The organism is Paenibacillus foliorum (assembly GCF_013141765.1).
GTDB classification, from domain to species: Bacteria; Bacillota; Bacilli; order Paenibacillales; family NBRC-103111; genus Paenibacillus_S; species Paenibacillus_S foliorum.
In genome coordinates this window covers 275,917-295,894 of the sequence record NZ_WHOD01000070.1, presented here as the reverse complement: position 1 = coordinate 295,894, position 19,978 = coordinate 275,917, and the positions used below count along the sequence as shown (strand labels likewise).

21 protein-coding genes and 1 other RNA gene are annotated in these 19,978 nt (G+C 44.1%); 17 read left to right on the top strand and 5 right to left on the bottom strand.

Going from position 1 to position 19,978, the window contains the following annotated elements; genetic code table 11:
• The 3 genes from GC093_RS19975 (at position 1) to rnpB (ending at position 2,356) form a co-directional block, all read left to right on the top strand.
• Positions 1-771: a tRNA (adenine(22)-N(1))-methyltransferase gene (locus tag GC093_RS19975; protein WP_171653638.1), complete on the top strand. Its 771-nt coding sequence runs from the start codon at positions 1-3 to the stop codon at positions 769-771.
• Complete coding sequence (locus tag GC093_RS19970; RefSeq protein ID WP_171653637.1) at positions 738-1,853, top strand: Nif3-like dinuclear metal center hexameric protein; 1,116 nt, start codon at positions 738-740, stop codon at positions 1,851-1,853. The genes GC093_RS19975 and GC093_RS19970 overlap by 34 nt, the downstream gene beginning before the upstream one ends.
• Positions 1,854-1,947: 94 nt before the next feature.
• Positions 1,948-2,356: RNase P RNA component class A (gene rnpB, locus GC093_RS19965), an RNA gene on the top strand.
• Between the two features lie 111 nt (positions 2,357-2,467).
• Here the strand turns inward: rnpB and GC093_RS19960 are convergent.
• Complete coding sequence (locus GC093_RS19960) at positions 2,468-4,378, bottom strand: S8 family peptidase (protein WP_171653636.1); 1,911 nt, start codon at positions 4,376-4,378, stop codon at positions 2,468-2,470.
• 255 nt (positions 4,379-4,633) lie between these two features.
• On the opposite strand from GC093_RS19960, the gene GC093_RS19955 reads away from it, so the two are divergent.
• From GC093_RS19955 to GC093_RS19895, 13 genes are all read left to right on the top strand, one after another.
• Entirely contained in the window at positions 4,634-5,134 is a 501-nt protein-coding gene (locus GC093_RS19955) for a YpuI family protein (protein WP_171653635.1), read from the top strand.
• Positions 5,135-5,293: 159 nt separating this feature from the next.
• Complete coding sequence (locus GC093_RS19950) at positions 5,294-6,430, top strand: glycoside hydrolase family 15 protein (protein WP_171653634.1); 1,137 nt, start codon at positions 5,294-5,296, stop codon at positions 6,428-6,430.
• Positions 6,431-6,477: 47 nt separating this feature from the next.
• The gene (locus tag GC093_RS19945; protein ID WP_171653633.1) at positions 6,478-6,681 is read left to right on the top strand and encodes a DUF1540 domain-containing protein; all 204 of its coding nucleotides are present in this window, start codon (positions 6,478-6,480) and stop codon (positions 6,679-6,681) included.
• 23 nt (positions 6,682-6,704) lie between these two features.
• Entirely contained in the window at positions 6,705-7,115 is a 411-nt protein-coding gene (locus GC093_RS19940) for a hypothetical protein (RefSeq protein WP_171653632.1), read from the top strand.
• A gap of 132 nt (positions 7,116-7,247) precedes the next feature.
• Positions 7,248-7,952, top strand: a complete 705-nt coding sequence (locus tag GC093_RS19935; RefSeq protein WP_171653631.1) for a lytic transglycosylase domain-containing protein — start codon at positions 7,248-7,250, stop codon at positions 7,950-7,952.
• Between the two features lie 81 nt (positions 7,953-8,033).
• Positions 8,034-9,209, top strand: coding sequence for a cysteine desulfurase family protein (locus tag GC093_RS19930; protein ID WP_171653630.1), 1,176 nt, complete (start codon positions 8,034-8,036; stop codon positions 9,207-9,209).
• Positions 9,210-9,212: 3 nt separating this feature from the next.
• Positions 9,213-10,415: a tRNA uracil 4-sulfurtransferase ThiI gene (gene thiI / locus GC093_RS19925; protein WP_171653629.1), complete on the top strand. Its 1,203-nt coding sequence runs from the start codon at positions 9,213-9,215 to the stop codon at positions 10,413-10,415.
• A 70-nt stretch (positions 10,416-10,485) separates the two neighbouring features.
• Positions 10,486-11,154, top strand: a complete 669-nt coding sequence (locus tag GC093_RS19920; protein ID WP_171653628.1) for a TerC family protein — start codon at positions 10,486-10,488, stop codon at positions 11,152-11,154.
• A 202-nt stretch (positions 11,155-11,356) separates the two neighbouring features.
• A complete protein-coding gene (gene typA, locus GC093_RS19915; RefSeq protein ID WP_171653627.1) occupies positions 11,357-13,204 on the top strand; it encodes a translational GTPase TypA in 1,848 nt (615 codons plus the stop codon).
• A 121-nt stretch (positions 13,205-13,325) separates the two neighbouring features.
• Positions 13,326-13,595 (top strand): YlaH-like family protein, encoded by a 270-nt coding sequence (locus tag GC093_RS19910; RefSeq protein ID WP_171653626.1) that lies wholly within the window; start codon positions 13,326-13,328, stop codon positions 13,593-13,595.
• An 18-nt stretch (positions 13,596-13,613) separates the two neighbouring features.
• Positions 13,614-14,066 carry a hypothetical protein gene (locus tag GC093_RS19905; RefSeq protein WP_171653625.1) on the top strand — a complete coding sequence of 151 codons (453 nt, stop codon included), beginning with the start codon at positions 13,614-13,616 and terminating at the stop codon, positions 14,064-14,066.
• A 2-nt stretch (positions 14,067-14,068) separates the two neighbouring features.
• Positions 14,069-14,344 (top strand): hypothetical protein, encoded by a 276-nt coding sequence (locus GC093_RS19900; RefSeq protein ID WP_171653624.1) that lies wholly within the window; start codon positions 14,069-14,071, stop codon positions 14,342-14,344.
• Positions 14,345-14,530: 186 nt separating this feature from the next.
• Positions 14,531-14,983, top strand: a complete 453-nt coding sequence (locus tag GC093_RS19895; RefSeq protein ID WP_171653623.1) for a pyridoxamine 5'-phosphate oxidase family protein — start codon at positions 14,531-14,533, stop codon at positions 14,981-14,983.
• Positions 14,984-15,031: 48 nt separating this feature from the next.
• On the opposite strand, the gene GC093_RS19890 is transcribed toward GC093_RS19895, so the two are convergent.
• A complete protein-coding gene (locus GC093_RS19890; RefSeq protein WP_171653622.1) occupies positions 15,032-15,580 on the bottom strand; it encodes a YhcN/YlaJ family sporulation lipoprotein in 549 nt (182 codons plus the stop codon).
• A gap of 105 nt (positions 15,581-15,685) precedes the next feature.
• Here GC093_RS19890 and GC093_RS19885 point away from each other — a divergent pair, with 105 nt between their 5' ends.
• Positions 15,686-17,017 carry a PhoH family protein gene (locus tag GC093_RS19885; protein WP_171653621.1) on the top strand — a complete coding sequence of 444 codons (1,332 nt, stop codon included), beginning with the start codon at positions 15,686-15,688 and terminating at the stop codon, positions 17,015-17,017.
• A 110-nt stretch (positions 17,018-17,127) separates the two neighbouring features.
• Here GC093_RS19885 and GC093_RS19880 read toward each other — a convergent pair whose 3' ends face one another.
• The 3 genes from GC093_RS19880 to GC093_RS19870 all read right to left on the bottom strand — a co-directional run bounded on the left by GC093_RS19880 (position 17,128) and on the right by GC093_RS19870 (position 19,939).
• Positions 17,128-17,628, bottom strand: coding sequence for a hypothetical protein (locus GC093_RS19880; RefSeq protein ID WP_171653620.1), 501 nt, complete (start codon positions 17,626-17,628; stop codon positions 17,128-17,130).
• Between the two features lie 53 nt (positions 17,629-17,681).
• On the bottom strand, positions 17,682-18,779 hold the full coding sequence (locus GC093_RS19875; protein WP_171653619.1) for a hypothetical protein: 1,098 nt from the start codon (positions 18,777-18,779) through the stop codon (positions 17,682-17,684).
• A 161-nt stretch (positions 18,780-18,940) separates the two neighbouring features.
• Entirely contained in the window at positions 18,941-19,939 is a 999-nt protein-coding gene (locus tag GC093_RS19870) for a hypothetical protein (RefSeq protein ID WP_171653618.1), read from the bottom strand.
• Positions 19,940-19,978 lie beyond the last annotated feature (39 nt).

Genomic DNA, 19,978 nt, shown 5'->3' with positions numbered 1-19,978 from the left:
ATGTTGAGATTGTCAAAAAGGTTAGAAATGATAGCTGAACAAGTACCTGTAGGAAGCCGTATGGCGGACATAGGCTCGGATCATGCGCTGCTGCCTTCTTATTTGGCTGAGCAAGGAAGGGTTAGTAAAGCTGTAGCAGGGGAAGTTAACCTGGGCCCTTATCAAGCAGCAGCCAAGCAGGTACGTGATGCCGTGTTAGGGTCAATAATAGATGTAAGGCTAGGTGACGGACTAGCTGTAATTGAACCGGGAGAAGTAGACGTTATTACCATAGCTGGGATGGGTGGTGCATTGATTGCTACCATTTTAGAAGCAGGTAAAGATAAGCTTGCAGGAGTTAGTATGCTAATCCTTCAACCGAATGTAGGGGAAAGCTTCGTTCGTATGTGGCTATTGGAGCATGACTGGGTCCTGACCAGAGAGCAAATCCTCGAAGAGGATGGTAAAATATACGAGATTTTAACGGCTGTACCCGCACAGCTTACTGAAATTACTAATGAGAAGGTTTATGAAAGCCGTAGGGTTGGTGAAGGGATTATTGCAAATGAGGAATTGCAGCTGAAGCTTGGGCCTTATTTACTTCAACAGCCTTCTTCGGTGTGGTTCCTTAAATGGAAGCTGGAGCTGGATAAGCTTGAAATGATACGTGGTCAATTGGCCCATTCTTCCTTGCAGGAATCACGCAGCAAAGAACAAATCATCGAAGCGGAAATGAAGCAAATCAAGGAGGTATTGGCTTGCTTGCAAAAGGACAAAGCATCATTCAACTAATCGAGGAGCTGGCGCCTAAGCATTACGCGGTTCCAGATGATAAAATTGGCTTGCAATTGGGAACTTTGCAAAAAGAAATAAAAGGAGTGCTCGTTGCTCTTGATGTAAACAATGAAGTTGTTGACGAAGCTATTCGGCTCGGCGCCAACTTAATTATTGCTCATCATGCCATTATTTATAGGCCGCTGGCTCATCTTCAAACAGATTCGCCTGCAGGACGTCTCTACGAAAAGCTGATCAAACATGATATTTCCGTGTATATCGCCCATACCAATCTCGACGTGGCGGAAGGCGGAGTTAACGATATGATGGCAGAGGCGTTAGGTTTAACCGCATTATCGCCTTTGGAGGATGTGCATACAGATAAGCTGAAAAAGCTGGTCGTGTTTGTACCGGTGGATCATGTGGAACGTGTTCGTGATGCGCTGTTTCAAGCGGGAGCGGGTTGGATCGGGAAGTATAGTCACTGCAGCTTTAATATTGAAGGAGTGGGAACGTTCGTTCCTGAAGCGGGCAGTGTGCCTTTTGCCGGTCAACAGGGCAAGCTAGAGCAGGCTCAAGAGGTTCGATTGGAGACGATTGTGCCTCAAAGTATTGAAAGAAAAGCAGTGCAAGCCATGCTTAAGGCACATCCGTATGAGGAAGTCGCCTATGATCTGTACCAACTGGATCTCAAGGGTCGCTCTTTTGGATTGGGACGGGTTGGCAAGCTTCCCGAGACTGTAACTTTGCAGGAGCTATGCGAGCAAGTTAAGACTGCGTATAGCGTGCCTGCGTTGAGGGTTGTAGGCGATCCGCAGCGTACTATACGCAAGGTAGCCGTTCTTGGAGGCTCAGGAAGTCGATATGTACGCCATGCTTTGTTTGCGGGTGCCGATGTACTCATTACGGGCGATATCGACTATCATACAGCTCAGGATGCTGCCGCGGCTGGTATTGCGTTGATTGATCCAGGACATAATGTTGAGAAAATTATGAAGCAGGGTGTGGCAGATTATTTAAGCAGCAAGCTGGAACAAAAAAAGTCAGCAACTGCAGTTTTCGCCTCTCAGATTGATACAGAACCGTTCCGTTTTGTATAAGGAAAAATGTCCATTTTTTAGAATGGCAGAAATGGCAATGGTTTTACAGTTGTGTTTTATTCTGTTTCGCTGTATACTAGCAAATGCACTCAGGAAAGCTTGACAGACAATCGCTGGTGAGAAATCACGAGAGGAAAGTCCGGGCTCCACAGGGCAATGATGCTGGATAACGTCCAGTCAGCGCGAGCTGAAGGCTAGTGCCACAGAAATGGACCGCCGATGGCGTGGGGTTAAACTCACGCACAGGTAAGGGTGGAACCGTGGTGTAAGAGACCACGAGGAGATATGGTGACATATGTCCTGGTAAACCCCATTTGGTGCAAGACCTAATGGAACGCACGTCTCCTTGGAGACAGTCTCTGCCCGGGACGCGTTCGGGTTGGTCGCTGGAGCCAAACGGCAACGTTTGGCCTAGATAGATGATTGTCGCTTCAATGGTGGGAGGGTGGTACCCGATACGACCACTGGAAGTACAGAACCCGGCTTATGCGCAAGCTTTCCTAAACCAATGAAAAACCGCCCTAGTAGGCGGTTTTTTTGCTGTTATGATAATGATGCAATAAACACATACCAAATGATTTTAAAAGCTCATTCATTGTGTATGCTCATTCTATTTATTTTGAATATTTGTTATGAAATAGCTCCAGCAGTCGTTGAGTCCACGAAGTATTATCCAGATTAGCATTTTCTTGCGATTTCGTTGTTTCATTTACTCCCTTGGCGCTTCTCAAGGCTGCTGCTACATCAATTAAGCCATAACCGAAATAATTGTCTTTTCCTTTTGCTCCTACATCTTGAGCGGTGTCACGTATGATTTGCATCACTTCCGTATTTTTCAATGATGGATTGGCAGAACGAATTAGAGCAGCTAAGGCCGTGACATGCGGGCTTGCCATAGAGGTGCCTGACAAAGCTGCATATTGATTATTCGGATAGGTGCTCGCAATACTAACGCCTGGTGCCGCAACATCAATATAATCCCCATAATTTGAGAAGGAGGCTTTGTTTTTATTCGCGTCTGCAGCGGCAACGGCAAATACCTCAGGATAAGCAGCAGGAAAACCGGGACGATCTGTATTATCGTTTCCGCTTGCAGCGATCAGAACTACATCATGATCATAAGCGTAACGGACAGCATCGTGCAGGAAATTTGCATCCGCATAGTTGCCTAAGCTCATATTGATTACTTTGGCTCCGTGGTCTGTAGCCCATATAATACCTTGCGCTACGGCATAGGTGGTTCCCGCGCCCGATTGATCCAATACCTTAACCGGCATCACTCGGTTATACCAGCTCATCCCGGCGACTCCTAAATTATTATTGACAAGTGCACCAATAACGCCGGCTACGTGGGTTCCATGTCCGACATCATCCATAGGGAGCGCTCCCGTGTTGACCACATTAATTCCTTCTATGAGCTGATTTTTTAAGTCAGGATGATTCATATCAACCCCGGTATCCACCACAGCTACGATAACATCCTCTGAGCCTTTGCTTATATCCCATCCTAACTCAGTTTCAATCTGCGGCAGATTCCATTGATAACGTTGGTACAATGAATCATTAGGCTTGATCGCTGTGTTGTCTTGAACAGCTGTGCTTGAGTCAGGCGTTTGTTGAGAATTTAAGGGTACAGTAGTATTGGTTAAATACAAAAAGTGGGGTTCCACATATTCCACATTCCATTTTTGAAAATAATTCATTAATTGTTTGGCTTCCATATGCTCAGATTCAAAAACATAGGTATAACCCAATTTGTGATGCGGACGGGTTGTTCGAATCTCCGACTGGATCTGGGCAAGTTCAGCTGGAGTGGGCTCTTTTTTAAAACGCACAACGACCTGGTTGATCGTATAGTGGCTTGTTCCTTCATTTTGTTCGGGATGATTAACCGTGACATCCTCCAAGGTTCTAGAGTCAACGGACTCGACTTTATACTTGCCTTCATTGGGGTAGGTAACGATACGCAAATTTTTTAATTGGTGATCTTCAACATGCTTAATGATGCTTTGTTTAACAACACCAACCAGACCAGAGCCAGCTTGTGACGATGGAACTCCCAGTACAAAATAGGTTTCTCCATTACTTGATAATGCAGGCGATTGATAGCTGTCTCCACGGTCGGTTGCAGCTTTTGCTTTTCTCAATTCGGGAACGGCTATAGCTCGGGTTTCATCATTAAGCCCACCCACACTGATTCCATTATCCACAGGCTGATCGGCTGTTACCCAGATGAGCTGCTCCATTTGGGGATGCTCTTTTTGCAGCTCCTGCAAGCCCTTGAGCTTTTCTGCGGCTGACTCTCCGGTTTTTAGCTGTAGCATTCTCTGAAGCTCTATGCTGCATTGGCTCCTGCATAAATCAGCGGTCAACTGCATGTCTTGTTTAAGCGTAGCCTGCTTCATTTGCATTTCAGCGGCTGGAGATAGAGATAAACCTTCATATTGAGTTTCATTCCCGCTGCGGGGATAAAGAAGGGTGCCGAAGGCAACAACGAGAACACCGGTTAAAAGATATTTCCACATTAAGCAAGCTCCTTTACCTAGAAATGAATAGTGTTAGCGTCCCCGCCACATTTTTTTTTATGACATCAGAAATTGTAAGTTTTTAAGAAGTTGACTAGTCAGAAGTTGCCACATCCGAATTTATAAGTTTCAATGAAGCGAAATATGGGATCGTGACATATTCCGTATTACTTTTAGCCGCGTTTTGTGGTAGGATGGTAAGAGATTTGTATTTCCATAAAAATAGGCGTGGTTGATTATAGGAGGTTCTTAGACATGGCTGTATTTAATGTGAAAAATGTATGTGAAACGACTAAAACTAAATTAAACGAAGCAATTGTGAAAATGGAAAAGTTTTTAAACGAGCATTCTTTGCTACAGCTAAACACAGAAGTTGATGCTGCAATGGAGGATTTTTACAAAGGATATTTGTCCGATACGAGACACCTTCTGGTTTTCTCTGAGGTTGCATATGAAAAGCTTGGTGTTAGCTTACGCCGTCCGACCTTCAATGTGGAGTATGCGGAAAAAGTATTGTATGAGGTATATCATAGTTGTGTAAACAACTTCTTTTATCCGAAAAACGAATGTTATTCAGAAGATGGCCGGTACGCATATACAGGTCAAGACGCCATTCGTTTTCGTAAAAAACCGGTGCGTGAAGCTCGTGATCTAACCATTGAGCTTTCCAAAATTTTTGAAACGCTTCGCGAAGAGCTGGCTTATTATGAAACAGACTACATTACACAAAAACGTATGCAAGGCGAGCGAGTGTAATCGATTCCCAATAAGGTTATTACAAAAAGAGATGCTTTGTGGCATCTCTTTTTGTTTAAAAATCGCATGTGATGCATGTCTTTCATGTTCATATGAAAATCACTAAGATTATGCTTAGGATTCAAGTTTCTACAACGAAAACTCTAGGGGGGCATGCGGATGAAGGGGAAATACTCTTTTGCAAGTCGGCAATTAGCGCTAGTAAGCAAGCAAATCATCAGGCTGAATCAGCATTCAAGCGGGGGCTATGCAGCAAGTCCGTTGTTTAGCCATTATACATTTAGCTGGCTCCGTGACGGCAGCTTTATTGCTTATTCCATGGATGTAGCTGGGGAGATTGAGAGTGCTGAGCTTTTTTACCAATGGGTCAATAGGGTGTTATTCCGACAGCAAGAGCGTATTGAGCATCTTCTGCAAAAGCATGAGCGTGGTGAATCTATTGAACAGCATGAATTTTTACATACAAGATATCATTTGGACGGCCGAGATGACGATCATTCTGAGTGGGGACATTTTCAACTTGACGGATATGGAGCTTGGCTGTGGGGGTTGGCGGAGCACTGCAAAGAGATGGGGTTAACTGTTTTACCAGAATGTTATCAAAAAAGTGTTGAATTAACGGTGCGTTACTTGTGCGCCTTTTGGCAACAGCCTAATTTTGATTGCTGGGAAGAACGCAATGATCAACTGCATCCATCCACTCTTGCGTGTATCTATGGAGGACTGCAGGCCATTCAGAGACTTTCTGAGTTTGTTGAGCTTGATGAGGTTTGTGCTGACATTCATCAGTTCTTACTTGATCATGCCGTTCATAAGGAAGCAGGGCATTTTGTTAAGAGTATACGTCTGGCTCCAGAAAAAGATCATTATGAGCTCAGTTTCGATGGGGTAGATGCGAGTCTTCTGTGGTTGTGCGAGCCTTTTCATGTATTTGCTCCAGAGCAACCTAACATGGCTGCAACTATTGCAAAAATCGAATCCGACCTAAAGACGTCTCAGGGAGGCATTCGTCGTTATATATCAGATGAATATTATGGAGGCGGAGAATGGATCCTGCTGACAGCCTGGTATGGTTGGGTATGTCATCGTGCAGGTAAGGATGAGGAAGCAGGACAAGCCCTTCAGTGGATTATCAATCAAACAGATGATCTTGGAAGACTGCCTGAGCAAGTGCCGCATGCTCTGCCTGAGCTGAAGGTTTACGAACAATGGGTGGAGAGATGGGGCCCTCCGGCGATGCCATTATTATGGTCTCATGCCATGTACCTTGTCCTTAATTCCCAACTGAACGAATAGCATAGGCATCTACATTACCGAGCAAATTAAGCTTGGGGGTGATGAAGATGCCAGACGTGAAATGCAGTGTAGCCAATTGTAAGTTTTGGTCGAACGGCAATAATTGTTCCGCCACATCGATTGCAATTGATGTGGATCAACACGCAAATGCTGATTTTAGTTCTGAATTTGCGGAGGATTTTAACGGCCATAAGGATGTGGCGTCAAGTGCAGGCAACACTTGCTGTCATACGTTTAAACCGAAGGAGTAACTCTGCAGCGGGAGGCTATGCCCATGAAGGAACAGAATCGCATACAGCCAGGGGAGCATCCGAACAATTCAAATCATTTTTCTAGAGAGCAGCTTTATAAAGAAACAGGACATGACAGCACTGAAGAGTATGCAGCTGAGATAGCCGCTCCTTATGCTGAGCCTATGCAAGCTCCGATTGAAAGCAGAAGACCTGTTCAATTATCGGCAGCACAAGAAGAACGTATACAGACGCATGGGAAGTGGCTGGGGGTTACAGCTTTAGTTCTGGGGATTTTGTCTATGTTTGTTTTTCCGACACTGTTCGGATCCATAGCTGCGCTATTGGGTGTTATCACCTATGTTCAAGGTAATCGTGCTTTGGGCATAGGGGCTGTTAGTCTTGGACTTATTTCATTAATTGGCTATTTTCTTCTCGTGCCGTTATATGCATAATATATACCCTCAGACAGCAGGCCATTGGCTTGCTGTTTGTTGTGATATAGGAATCTGCTAAAAATAACTGGCTGACAAACCCAAAACAGTGTACAATAATGTTGAAACTGTGAACAGGAGTGTCTGTATTACATGAACATTGATCCTAGAACCATCAAGGAACTGCTACAGCTGCAAATGTTAAATAAAATGGATGCTATTATGGGAGGCTCACTAGCAGGCAGTGAGGCAAACAAATCAGACTTTTCGGAACTATTTAACAATATATTAGGACAAGCTACAGGTGGTAAGTCAACATTGGATGGTTCTTTACAGCAGTCTGCTGGAAAAACCTCGTTGAAGCCATTGAGTATGAATGCTGCATTTGGTTTTTCTTCACCTAATCGTGTGGACAGCCTATCCATTAATTCAATGAAAGCATCATCGGAGCTCGATCCGCTTATTCAGGATGCTAGTCGTCGTAATGGCGTACAGCCAAGTCTTGTAAAAGCAGTCATCAATGCGGAATCTTCCTTTAACTCTCGGGCGGTTTCTAAGGCTGGAGCCAAAGGTTTGATGCAATTGATGGATGAGACAGGTCAAGGATTGGGTGTTACAAATCCGTTTGACCCCACTCAAAATGTTCATGGCGGCACGAAGTATTTGTCTAATCTGTTGCGGAAATACAACGGCAATGAAGGCGTTGCACTAGCAGCCTACAATGCTGGATCTGGTAGAATGGCTCGATTGGGCATTACAAACGATATTGAATTAAAGGAAAAGCTGCATCTTTTACCGAAGGAAACTCAGAATTATGTGAGTAAAGTGATGAAGCTTCAGCGGGAATACGAGGCATAAGCACATTTAAATAACCAAGACCTGCAATGAGCCCCGTAACCGCGGAGCTTAGCCGGGTCTTATTTTTGTGAGGAGAATGTTATGCTATATTTGGATTACGCAGCAACGACACCCCCCTATGATGAAGTGGTGGATACGATGTCCGAAGTGATGAAGAAACATTATGGCAACCCCTCCTCTCTTCATAAACTTGGTGTCGAAGCTGAGCAGCTTGTCAGTCAAGCAAGAGCAGTAATTGCTAAAAGTATGCGATGCCGTCCAGAAGAAATTATAATTACGTCAGGCGGAACTGAAAGTAATAACTTGGCCATTCAAGGAGCGGTTCGCCGGTTTCGCCACCGCGGCAATCATATTATCACATCGGTTGTAGAGCATGCGTCTGTTTATGATACCTGTAGAGCTTTGGAACGGCAGGGCTGCCGTGTTACCTATTTACCGGTGGATGCTACCGGAGCTGTAAAGCTTGAGGATCTAGAGCTTGCTTTGACGGAGGATACGATTCTGGTTAGTGTAATGGCTGTTAACAATGAAACGGGTCGCATCCAGCCTATTGAACAGATCGCTGACCTATTGAAGCGACTTCAGTCTAAGGCTTTGTTTCATGTAGATGCTGTTCAAGCTGTCTGTAAGCTTCCTATGAATCTTGCTATACAAAGGATTGACCTGCTGTCCTGTTCTGCTCATAAGATGCGTGGGCCCAAAGGGATTGGATTTCTGTATTGCAGGCAGAATCTTGAGCTCGAACCGCTATTATGGGGCGGTGGGCAGGAAAGCGGCATTCGTTCAGGGACGCAGAATGTTCCGGCAATCGTTGGTATGGCTAAAGCAATGCGAATTGCTACAGATCATCAGGAGCAGTTTTATGAGCACACAGCGCATCTGCGTCAACGGTTTATTGAAGGAATTAATGATATTCCTGAACTGGTTCTGAATGCCTCTGTTCATCCTATGGATATGGTACCCTATATCTTGCATTTTTCGTTTCCAGGTATGAGGTCTGAGGTGCTTCTGCACGCTTTAGAGCAGCATGGTATTTACGTTTCGACTGGATCTGCATGTTCTTCAGGGGCTATTCAGCCCAGCCGAGTGTTAAAAGCTATGGGCTATGAGGACAACAGAGCAACTTCCGGAATTCGTATAAGCTATTCTCTTGACCATACAAGGGAAGATGCGGACTACTTTTGCAGAATATTAAAACAAGTTGTGGATCAATTAAAACAAACATCGACATTGACATCGCAGCGTAGACGGAGGTAACGAATGAATCCAGATTTAGTAGTTCTCCGATTAGGAGAGCTTGTGTTGAAAGGTAAAAACCGTCACAGATTTGAAAAAGCGGTGTACGAGCAGGTCAGAAGGGTTCTGCATCCATTTCCCGGGTTAACCTTCAACCGAGAGTTTGGCAGGGTCTACATACACTTAAATGGTGAGTCCTTCTCCTTGCTCGCTGAAAGGCTGGAGAAAGTACTGGGGCTTGGATCATTCAGTCCGGTTTATACAGCCCCACTGCAGCTTGAAGCAATTCAGGAGCTGGCCTTGGTTGCTATGCAAGCAGTAGGTACTGCGCCAGCAACGTTTAAGGCGACTGTTCGAAGGGTGAATAAAAGCTTTCCCCATGATTCCCAAGAGATGAACAAGCTGGTTGGTGGCTATGTCCTTCGTGCCATTCCAGGGTTGAAGGTGGATGTAAATAAGCCCGAGGTTGAGCTTAAGGTGGAGCTTCGCGAGGAACAGGCATTGATCTATTCTCAAAGCTTTGAAGGGGCCGGAGGTTTCCCGCTAGGCACCAATGGAAAGGCGATGCTTATGCTGTCAGGCGGTATCGATAGCCCGGTCGCAGGCTTCTTAGCACTTCGCCAAGGATTAAAGCTCGATGCTGTACATTTTCACAGCTACCCGTATACCAGCGAGAAATCACAGCAAAAGGTAAAGGATCTGGTCAGCAAGCTGACTGAATACGCAGGGGACATTAGGCTTCACATGGTTCCTTTTACAAGTGTACAGACCAAGATTCATCAAGCTTATAATCAAAATTTGCTAATTACCATTTTGCGCCGCGCGATGTTTCGAATTACGGAGAAGCTTGCAGATAATTATAGCGCTTCCGCAATTGTTACCGGTGAAAGCTTGGGGCAAGTGGCCAGCCAAACGCTTGGAAGTATAAATGCCATTGGACGAGCTGTCGGAATTCCAGTTCTTCAACCGCTTATTTGTATGGAGAAGCAGCAGATCATCCGAATTGCTGAGAAGATTGATACGTTTGAAATATCCATACTGCCGCATGAAGACTGCTGTACCCTTTTTCTGCCGCCATCTCCTAGCACGAATCCTAACCTGCGTGTAGTAGAGAGCATCGAAAGAAAGATGGACTGGCTCGAAGCGGAATTGGATGATGCTGTCAAACAAACAGAAACAATTTGGATTCAAGCGGAAGGGAAATCATCATTTGCTTCATTTTTCTAAAAAAAAATTCATAACCTTCTATTAAGTCGGAAAAGCTTAATGGGAAGATAAAAAGTGGGGGTTTACCAAGATGTGGGAATGGTTTTTATTGTTTTTACAAATCATGTTAATTAATATTGTGCTTAGTGGGGATAATGCAGTAGTTATTGCACTGGCAAGTAAGAACCTGCCGGTTGAACAACGAAAGAAAGCTATCTGGTGGGGAGCTTTTGGTGCGATATTTTTACGCTTAATATTGACAGTAATCGCCGTCTATATTTTAACCGTACCATATATTCAAGCGGCTGGCTCCGTGTTGCTGATCTGGATTGCAATTAAATTATTAATTGATGATGATGGACATGCTAATGTTAAGGAAGCAACAACTTTAGGCAAAGCGGTTTGGACGATTATTGTTGCTGACTTTGTGATGAGTTTGGATAATGTATTGGCAATTGCCGCCAAAGCAGAGAATGATTTAACTGTAATAATTTTGGGAATTGGGTTGAGTGTACCGATTATCGTTTGGGGTAGTACCTTGGTCATGAATCTTTTAACAAAATATCCGATTCTTGTGTTTTTGGGAGCAGGAATTCTTGGCTATACAGCTGGTGAAATGTTCGTTAAGGACGAATCGGTATCTCATTTCATTCTGGGGAATACACCTCATTGGATCGTGCCTATAATTTGCACAATTGTAGTTATTGGTGCCGGTATATTGAAAAAAATAGCAAACAGACCTAAGCCTAAGCATTCTTAAATTGCCATATTCTTGTTAAATGGATGTAAAATGATCGTTAATTTTGTTGTATTATCTTGCGTTTTCTGCAAAATTCGCGTATACTAAGCGTAAATGTCAAGCGTCGGCGCTTATGTCCGGCGCTTGTTTTATGAACGGACCCCGGATTTCTTCTTGACTGAAGTATGCCGGAGAGTCTAATAAGGAGAGGTAAGGGAAAAACATGCATTCAAGAGATAAAATCCGCAACATTGCAATTATTGCTCACGTCGATCACGGAAAAACAACATTGGTGGATAAATTGCTTCAACAGTCGGGAACATTTCGTGACCACGAAGCGGTACAAGAACGCGCTATGGACTCCAACGACATTGAACGGGAACGTGGAATTACAATTTTGGCCAAAAATACGGCGATCAATTATAAAGATTACTTGATCAACATCGTGGACACTCCTGGACATGCCGATTTTGGCGGAGAAGTTGAACGTATTATGAAAATGGTTGACGGCGTTCTATTGGTTGTTGATGCATTTGAGGGCACTATGCCGCAAACGAAGTTCGTATTGCGTAAAGCTCTTGAGCAGAACCTGACTCCAATCGTTGTTGTTAATAAAATTGACCGTCCTAACGCACGTCCATCTGAGGTTGTGGATGAAGTGTTGGATCTGTTTATTGAATTGGGCGCTAATGATGAGCAGCTTGAATTCCCGGTTGTTTACGCTTCTGCCTTGATGGGTACTTCCAGTATGGAATCGGAGCCTGAGAAGCAGGATCCTAACATGCAGGCGATTTATGAAACAGTAGTTTCGCATATTCCTAGTCCTACAGAAAGTATCACAGAGCCACTTCAGTTCTTGGTAACTTTGATGGACTACAATGAATACCTAGGTCGTATTGCTATTGGTCGCGTAAACCGTGGTGTTGTGAAGCAAGGCCAACCGATTGCAGTTATTAATCGTGATGGTGTTGTGAAACAAGCTCGGATTGAGAAGCTGTTTGGCTTCGTAGGCTTGAAACGTATCGAAATCGAAGAAGCTGGCGCTGGCGACATCGTAGCAATCTCAGGAATTAAAGATATCAACATTGGTGAAACAATGGCGGATCCTGCTAACCCTGAAGCATTACCCGTATTGAAAATTGACGAGCCTACATTGCAAATGACGTTCGTTGTTAATAATAGTCCATTCGCAGGACGCGAAGGAAAATGGGTTACATCTCGTAAGCTTCGCGAGCGTCTGTTCAAAGAGCTTGAGACTGATGTAAGCTTACGTGTTGATGAAACAGACAGCCCAGATGCATTTGTCGTTTCCGGACGTGGAGAGCTTCACTTAGGTATTCTAATTGAGAATATGCGTCGTGAAGGCTTCGAGCTTCAAGTTTCCAAACCAGAAGTTATCATTAAAATGATTGACGGTCAAAAAATGGAGCCATTAGAGCGTCTAATTATTGACTTGCCTGAAGAGAGCATGGGAGCTGTCATGGAGAGCCTAGGAACGCGTAAAGCGGAAATGGTCAACATGATCAATAACGGAAGCGGTAATGTTCGTCTGGAGTTCTTAATTCCTGCGCGTGGCTTGATTGGCTACCGGACTTACTTTTTGACTTTGACACGCGGTTATGGGGTTATGAACCATGCGTTTGATAGCTACGGACCTTATTATGGCGTTGGAGTTGGTGGACGTCATGAGGGCGTACTAGTTTCAAGCGAGACAGGTACCTCTACTTTATATGGAATTTTGTCTGTTGAGGATCGTGGAATTTTGTTCCTTGAACCAGGTGCAGAGGTGTACGAAGGAATGATCGTTGGAGAGCATACGCGCGATAACGACATCATTGTTAATATCTGTAAAGAAAAGCAGTTGAACAACATTCGTTCAGCTGGTAAAGACGATACCGTCAAAATGAAAACACCTCGTTTGTATTCATTAGAACAGGCGCTTGAATATTTGAATGATGACGAGTATTGTGAAATTACGCCGAAGTCAATTCGTTTGCGTAAAAAGATTCTTAACAAAAGCGAGCGCGAGCGTGCTGAAAAGAACCGCAAAATGGCAGCAGCGAACGTATAATAATGTTAACCGGAAAGCTCTGATAAATCAGAGCTTTCTTTTTAAAATTATCAGGTAACTGGTGTTAAAGATTTTAGAAAGATAACTGAGAGTTACTCAGAACGTAGGAGGTTTCCACATAATGACCGAATGGTTTCGCGCCCATCCATATATTACTTATTTAATCATATTTGTTTTAATTACATATGTTTATAATAAGGTTTTTAAAACGCGCAGGCTGCCGATTCTGAAGGAAGCAGTCATTTATTTGCTTCTTGGAGTAGGGGCATTTATGCTGCTTCTGTTTCAAATGGCAGCGTTGCCCATTATCCCGAGTATGGCGGTAGCGGTCGCTTTGATGTTGATGGTGAAAATTCGTTATTTCTTTCAGGAACGGACGAACAGAAAGTGAGAAGGTTGAGGTGTGCCTATGAGCAGTCTTTGGCTAACCCCCATCGTTATTGATGAGCAGGAACAGGTTATTACTTTATTAACAGATCGTATGGAGCTGCGGCCTGTGGAGAAAGCAGACCGCTTTCTTGCATGGCTTAAGTCGGTTCATCCAAGGCTGATTGTGAGCTTCAAGGCGAACCTTATGCTCAGTGATGAGTCCGAGCTGGCCTGTGGTATCGATGACTTGCCGTTCGAGCTTTCAAGCGATGAGCCGGTTGTCTTTGGACAAGGCAGGCTGGAGCTATCTCATTGTGCACAAGCCTATTTGGACAGGCTGCCGTCCAATAAAGAAATGGATGAATGGCTCAACAGCGCCGCTGTGAAGGTCGTTGATGCAACAGAAGATGATATCATTCACCTATGGGTTAATACGATGCTAAGGTGGCATAAACAAGGATATGCTATCGCTCTGCTTAAGGAGGAGAATTAATAGTGAGGCTGGAGGACGCGCTTTTTAACTGGTTGCAGATCAAGGTAGTAGCTGAGGCAAGGAAAGATGATCATGCTGCAGAAGAAACCAGACAGTTTTTTGAAGAAATTATACATGAGGATCATGCGGTGACAAGTCTTGAAACGACCGAGGATGAATCCATGGTTCATATCCATTATGAAGTTGATGGAAAGCAGAAAAAGCTTATGTTTGATAAAGAATCTGTAGAGCAGCTGCTTCACGATATTAATTCTAATCCTAAGTATAACAATCAATGACAATTGACATAACTAGCTGAATTATCGATAAAATATAGTATCAGGAATGAAAGGGAGTGGCCGAAGTCATACATATGTCTCTAGGATGGACATCCACAACTGTCTGTGGTTGCCGACTCGTACCTGTGTTATAATATAGTCATCGACACAGTAATAGTTAAAGAAAATAATGCAGGAGGGGTAGCCATGGCAGAAACGATCACACTACTGCCGGAGCCATTATTTGCAGCCTTGCAAAAAGAATCATTTGCGCTTCTAAGCACAATCGATTTTGAATCCGGCGCACCAAGTATGAATGCCATCTCCTGGCTCTATGCCAAGGAATCGGGCACAGTTCGCTTTGCTGTGGATCAACGTTCACGCATTGTGAGCAATATTAAACAGAACCCACAATTGAATCTTACCTTTGTTGGAGCAGGATCGGTTCATGCCATTTATGGCAACGGTCGTCTTGTTACCGATGCGCTTGAAGGCGTGCCTTTCAAGCTGGCTTGTTTTGATATTGACATCTCAGTAGTGAGAGATGCGATGTTCTATGGAGCACGTATTTCCTCTGCGCCTGAATACGAGAAAACATATGACAAGCGTGCAGCTGAAAAGCTGGATAATCAAGTTTTTGAAGCCATGAAGAAAGCCTAGAATGTTTTTGGATTCTAGGCTTTTTCTCCATATCTAAGATGTCGGTGGCTATAGGTTGGCATTAGGAATTTGCGGTTCCGTAGCTTTCTGAGGGGGAGTGGGCTCTTCAACATCCCGCGGCATTTGAGGAATAATTCGGCCTATAATTTCCGCCATTTCCTCAGCAAAACCTCTAAACGGCCTGCCGTTACGAATACTGTCCCTTACATTACCAATCCTTGCAGCAAGATCAATATCCGCTGTTACAATAGCATCAACGCCGTAAGGATCCTTTTTCAACGCTTCTGCAACGGAGAGCTTAATAGTTCCCACTTTGGCACGGTCCATCGCTGGAGGCAAATTGATCCCGACTACCGCAGTGTTTCCGAAAACGACGCATTTGGCGCTTTCTACCTGTGGTATGCTGGTGGCTATTTGCTCCAAACGTTCAGAGACGGCCCGAGAATCGATGATTTCTTTTTTCTGAGGAGCCGTTTGTTGCACCTTGATTTGTCGATTCGCATCATTTGTCGGAGAGGGGGAAGCTCCATTCTTTGGTGATTGGGTACAACCTACTAAGACGAACAACAGCAGGAAACAGTAGACAAATATTCTCATTATTGATCGTTCCTTTCTATCCCTTAGATGCTTTGGTTAGTTTGTCCTTGACTGTGTATTCCTATGTATAACGACAGCCAAACACCAAACCTGGGAGGGACTCATATGAAAAAAATTTTTGTGCTGGATACCAACGTACTCTTACAGGACCCGAATGCGATTTACGCTTTTGAGGATAATGAGGTGGTTATACCTGCTATTGTGCTCGAGGAAATTGACAATAAGAAGCGCAATGCGGATGAACTTGGTCGCAACGCCAGACAGATCTCACGGATGATGGATGGTTTGCGTTGCCAAGGCAGGCTGTATGAAGGCATTGATCTGCCAAGTGGCGGAAGTCTAAAGGTTGAATTAAATCACCGGAGCTTTGCGAAGCTTCAAGAAACGTTTGCCGAGGGAACCAATGATAACCGTATTTTGGCGGTAGCACTTAATTATCATATGGAAGAACAGGAAAAGCCGAATCCAAGACCTGTTGTGATGGTCAGTAAAGACACACTTGTCAGGATAAAGGCGGATGTACTTGGTTTAACTGCGCAGGATTATTTAACAGACCGGATTGTCAATATGCCGGACATGTATATGGGGTATCTAACGATTCTTGCACATCCTTCGGTAATTGATGAATTTTATACTTACCGGTATTTAAACGTTAGTTCGCTTCATTTAGCCTACCCTCTAAATCCTCATGAATTCGTTATACTCAAGGATGAGATGGGTACGTCTAAATCCGCTTTGCTGAAGGTGAATGCCGATGGCAAGAAGCTGGAACCGCTGTTCCTTAGCAATGACCCTATTTGGGGAATAGGTGCCCGGAATGCGCAGCAGCGAATGGCATTGGAGCTTCTTCTTAATGATGAGATTCCCATCGTGACCTTGACGGGGAAAGCGGGTACAGGGAAAACATTGCTGACCCTGGCAGCCGGATTAATGAAGGTCGAGGACGAGCGGAAATATAAAAAGCTATTGATTGCCCGGCCAGTTGTACCCATGGGAAAAGATATCGGGTATTTACCAGGGGAAAAAGAAGAGAAGCTTCGTCCTTGGATGCAGCCGATCTATGATAATCTGGAATATTTATTTGATACGAAGAAGGCTGGGGATATTGAAAAAATATTGGCCGGACTGGGAAGTATTCAGGTTGAGGCACTCACCTATATAAGAGGACGTTCCATTCCGGGGCAATTTATTATTATTGATGAGGCTCAAAACTTATCAAAGCATGAAATTAAAACGATTGTATCTAGGGTAGGCGAGGGAAGTAAAATCGTGCTGCTGGGTGATCCAGAGCAGATTGATCATCCTTATCTGGATGCTTCCAGCAATGGTCTGACCTATGTTGTAGAACGTTTTAAAGCTCAAAACATCAGTGGACACATTACTTTGGAGCGCGGTGAACGCTCGCATCTGGCGCAGCTCGCGGCTGATTTACTGTAACTTAAAAAGCGCAGTAGTAAGAGGGTGAACCCTTACTGCTGCGCTTTTTTTTTGATATATAGTTTAGAGGCTTGAGGTGAGTGAGTGGGGGATCGATCTCCAAGATAGAGTTAAGCCTGCCTTGGAAATGGGCGAATCTCACAACTGTATGCTTGGGCAATACGTTTCATCAGCTCATCCAATTGTATGTCGACAACATAGATGACCTCTGCTTGCGGTATGGAAGCAAGTAAATGCTCTTCTAGCTGCTGAAGCGCCTGAATCGGCTCGGCGGCAGGTTCTGTGGGATGGAGTGTAAATAAGTAGACGGAATCGGCATAAGCATAGCTGTGCTCGGAACGGCTAACAAAACCGTAATCTGTAAAATCGGGTCGTGTGTTCACCGTATCTGGAAGCAGCAGTAAATCCATGTTTTCATAAGGTATTTTATATTGCTCCATGATGGAGTAAGCCGGCTCCCTTTCGATAGGAGAATTGAAAATCAGCAATTCTTTATCACGGTCGAATAAGGGAGCTTTAGCGGCTAATGCTTTAATAATTTGAGCATAAAAGCCCGGCAGCTTGCCATCCGGCATATCCATTAAAAGAGCAGGTTTTAGTGCTATAGTCATTTTCCACGACTCCATCGATTGTTATTTTTAGTGCCAAGTAAAGATGTAAACTATTACAAAGCTAGCTTCAGCATGAGGCTGAGCTTGCCTTCCTCGAGCTTAACGCCAGTTACGAGTAGAAAAGAAGCAACAGTTTGTGGATATACTCCCAAGTCGAACTCCTTTTCCATAGCCTCTATGGTGGTTGCGGGTAGCTCAAAGCCATTGAACTGCAGACTTTCGATACGAAAACGTACGTAGGTCTTTCCCTTAGGTTCGTCTTTAACGGCTAATTCATATTTACCTTTAATGAGAACCTCCATCCCGTCTTGGGTACCCGTTGTTATGACTTGAGAGTCAGTAAACCGAAAGGTCATATTTCGAAACAACTCATTTTTGCTCCGTAAGAAGCTGTTTAGCTCTTGATCAGTAATTTGAAACGTATATTGAAAGCCATTTATGATAAGATGATTGCTCTTGCCTTCGTTCGAATCGGATAGTATCTCGGGAAGCTGCTTCATAGCTTGCGCCAAGGCCTGAAAATACATTTTGAAAAGCGGTATGCCTTTATTTTGCCATTGTACGGTCAGATTTGTCATCTGCTTTAATATTTCGGCTGCTTCGGAGTGTTTGGCCAAATCTTCATCAAGCTGCTTTTGAAGAAGAATTAATTTCTCGCGCTGAGCAATATAACGGTCCTTGGTTTGGAGCAATGCAGTCTTGGATGTGGAAAGCGATGCAGAGAGCTCCTGAAGCTGCTTTTGATTATCGGTATATCGTTTCAGAGATTCACGGTCGTTTCTGATGATCATTTGTAAATATTCAAAAGTCGTAAGGGCGTCCTTGAATGAAGAAATAGAGAATAAGAGCACCCACAGAGAATCTCGATCTCCCATATAATAAGCTCTTAGAACCTTCGCAGCATGGCGCTTTGTGTCTGCTGAGAGGGCTTGCTGAGCCTTGAGCTCCTGCTCAGTTGAAGCAAGCTTGCCAACGAGGCTCTCCTCTTGCTTCTCAATTCGGGCCAATTCTTGATCCACCTCGAATACAGTAAGGCTTTTCTGGAGCAGCAGCTTGGTTTCTTCCGTATTGGCCGCGTAAGCAAGCTGGCAGGGAGACAGTCCAATGACAAGACAAAGGATGAGACAAATGGCTTGTTGAAGGGGTCTCATCAGAATAGATTCCTCCTAAGTGAACGGCTATATAAGTATAAGATAACATTATCACAATTTTATGATAATAATGAAAAAAAATACTTCTTCATAAGAAGAAGTATTTTTAAAAACCACATAGGTTCAAAGAAATTAAAACGAAGTTCCCAGCAGCAGGAGGTTTAGTTAGTTTTCTTAACAGCAGGTGCTTGCTGGGTAAGCTTCAGCAGCTCATCAAGTGATTTCTGCTTAGCGGGAATTTCCTTAGTAAATGCAGGTTTTTTATTAATCTCGGAAAGTGTCTGAGTCCAAACGATACGATTCTCGTTGGTGCTTCCTCCAGCTGTAAAGATCAAGTTCCATTTCTGCTCGTGAATATAACCGTCATTATCAATAAGCATATCGAGGGTCGTGGGTGCTTTAAATTTAATTTGCTTCAACGTGGCTTGCCATGAATCAATAGAGGCGCCAGTCGCCAAGCCGTTGGTCTTCAACAGCTCTAAGAATCCAGGGAGTGATTGATCCCAATAATCTGCAAACGCCTTTTCATTCTTGGAGTTAATAGCAAGGGTAATCCGATTGGCGGCAGTACCATCAGCTAAGGTGATGAGCTCCTTCGTAGGCTGCAGCCAATTCGGATCGACACCATTCAAAAGCTGCTGATTAAGCGTGGCAGTCAAATGCCCTGTATTCTTCAAAGGCTCTGTACTACTGGAAGATGCTTGGATAGGCAGCACCATATACTCATCCTCTTTATTTAAAGCTGGCATATGGAAAAACAATTTGCTATCTTTAATGAGGATAGGAATGTCGATTGCAGTTCCCCCGGTTGGTGTTACTTTAAGACTCGTTTCCAATTGGGACGAGGGTTCAAGAGCGGTTATCCCTGTATATTCGATTTTACTATCTTTCAGTATAGCGAATAGAGCGGCGGCGAAGGGGTTGGCTTGTCCAAGCAATGCTGCATCTGCTTTCAGCTCAATGGACCCAGCGAAACGATAGTTTTTAACTTCCTCTTGCTTGCTGACAGCTTGAAGTAGGTCCGCTTTGATTTGCTTATAATCGGTGCAGCCTGTTACAAACAATACCAAGGCAGCGGATAATAGTGATGCTCGTGCGGTGATTTTCCATTTGCTTACTGCCACGATGTTGTTAGGCTCCTTCCATTTTACAGTATTCATGTGATTTTATTCTTGCTCGTTTCAACACTCCATCTATTA

Coding starts and splice junctions, on each gene's coding strand:
- GC093_RS19975 (WP_171653638.1), top strand. CDS start 1: ATGTTGAGATTGTCAAAAAGGTTAGAAATGATAGCTGAACAAGTACCT.
- GC093_RS19960 (WP_171653636.1), bottom strand. CDS start 4,378: ATGTGGAAATATCTTTTAACCGGTGTTCTCGTTGTTGCCTTCGGCACC.
- GC093_RS19955 (WP_171653635.1), top strand. CDS start 4,634: ATGGCTGTATTTAATGTGAAAAATGTATGTGAAACGACTAAAACTAAA.
- GC093_RS19950 (WP_171653634.1), top strand. CDS start 5,294: ATGAAGGGGAAATACTCTTTTGCAAGTCGGCAATTAGCGCTAGTAAGC.
- GC093_RS19945 (WP_171653633.1), top strand. CDS start 6,478: ATGCCAGACGTGAAATGCAGTGTAGCCAATTGTAAGTTTTGGTCGAAC.
- GC093_RS19940 (WP_171653632.1), top strand. CDS start 6,705: ATGAAGGAACAGAATCGCATACAGCCAGGGGAGCATCCGAACAATTCA.
- GC093_RS19935 (WP_171653631.1), top strand. CDS start 7,248: ATGAACATTGATCCTAGAACCATCAAGGAACTGCTACAGCTGCAAATG.
- GC093_RS19930 (WP_171653630.1), top strand. CDS start 8,034: ATGCTATATTTGGATTACGCAGCAACGACACCCCCCTATGATGAAGTG.
- thiI (WP_171653629.1), top strand. CDS start 9,213: ATGAATCCAGATTTAGTAGTTCTCCGATTAGGAGAGCTTGTGTTGAAA.
- GC093_RS19920 (WP_171653628.1), top strand. CDS start 10,486: ATGTGGGAATGGTTTTTATTGTTTTTACAAATCATGTTAATTAATATT.
- typA (WP_171653627.1), top strand. CDS start 11,357: ATGCATTCAAGAGATAAAATCCGCAACATTGCAATTATTGCTCACGTC.
- GC093_RS19910 (WP_171653626.1), top strand. CDS start 13,326: ATGACCGAATGGTTTCGCGCCCATCCATATATTACTTATTTAATCATA.
- GC093_RS19905 (WP_171653625.1), top strand. CDS start 13,614: ATGAGCAGTCTTTGGCTAACCCCCATCGTTATTGATGAGCAGGAACAG.
- GC093_RS19895 (WP_171653623.1), top strand. CDS start 14,531: ATGGCAGAAACGATCACACTACTGCCGGAGCCATTATTTGCAGCCTTG.
- GC093_RS19890 (WP_171653622.1), bottom strand. CDS start 15,580: ATGAGAATATTTGTCTACTGTTTCCTGCTGTTGTTCGTCTTAGTAGGT.
- GC093_RS19885 (WP_171653621.1), top strand. CDS start 15,686: ATGAAAAAAATTTTTGTGCTGGATACCAACGTACTCTTACAGGACCCG.
- GC093_RS19880 (WP_171653620.1), bottom strand. CDS start 17,628: ATGACTATAGCACTAAAACCTGCTCTTTTAATGGATATGCCGGATGGC.
- GC093_RS19875 (WP_171653619.1), bottom strand. CDS start 18,779: ATGAGACCCCTTCAACAAGCCATTTGTCTCATCCTTTGTCTTGTCATT.
- GC093_RS19870 (WP_171653618.1), bottom strand. CDS start 19,939: ATGAATACTGTAAAATGGAAGGAGCCTAACAACATCGTGGCAGTAAGC.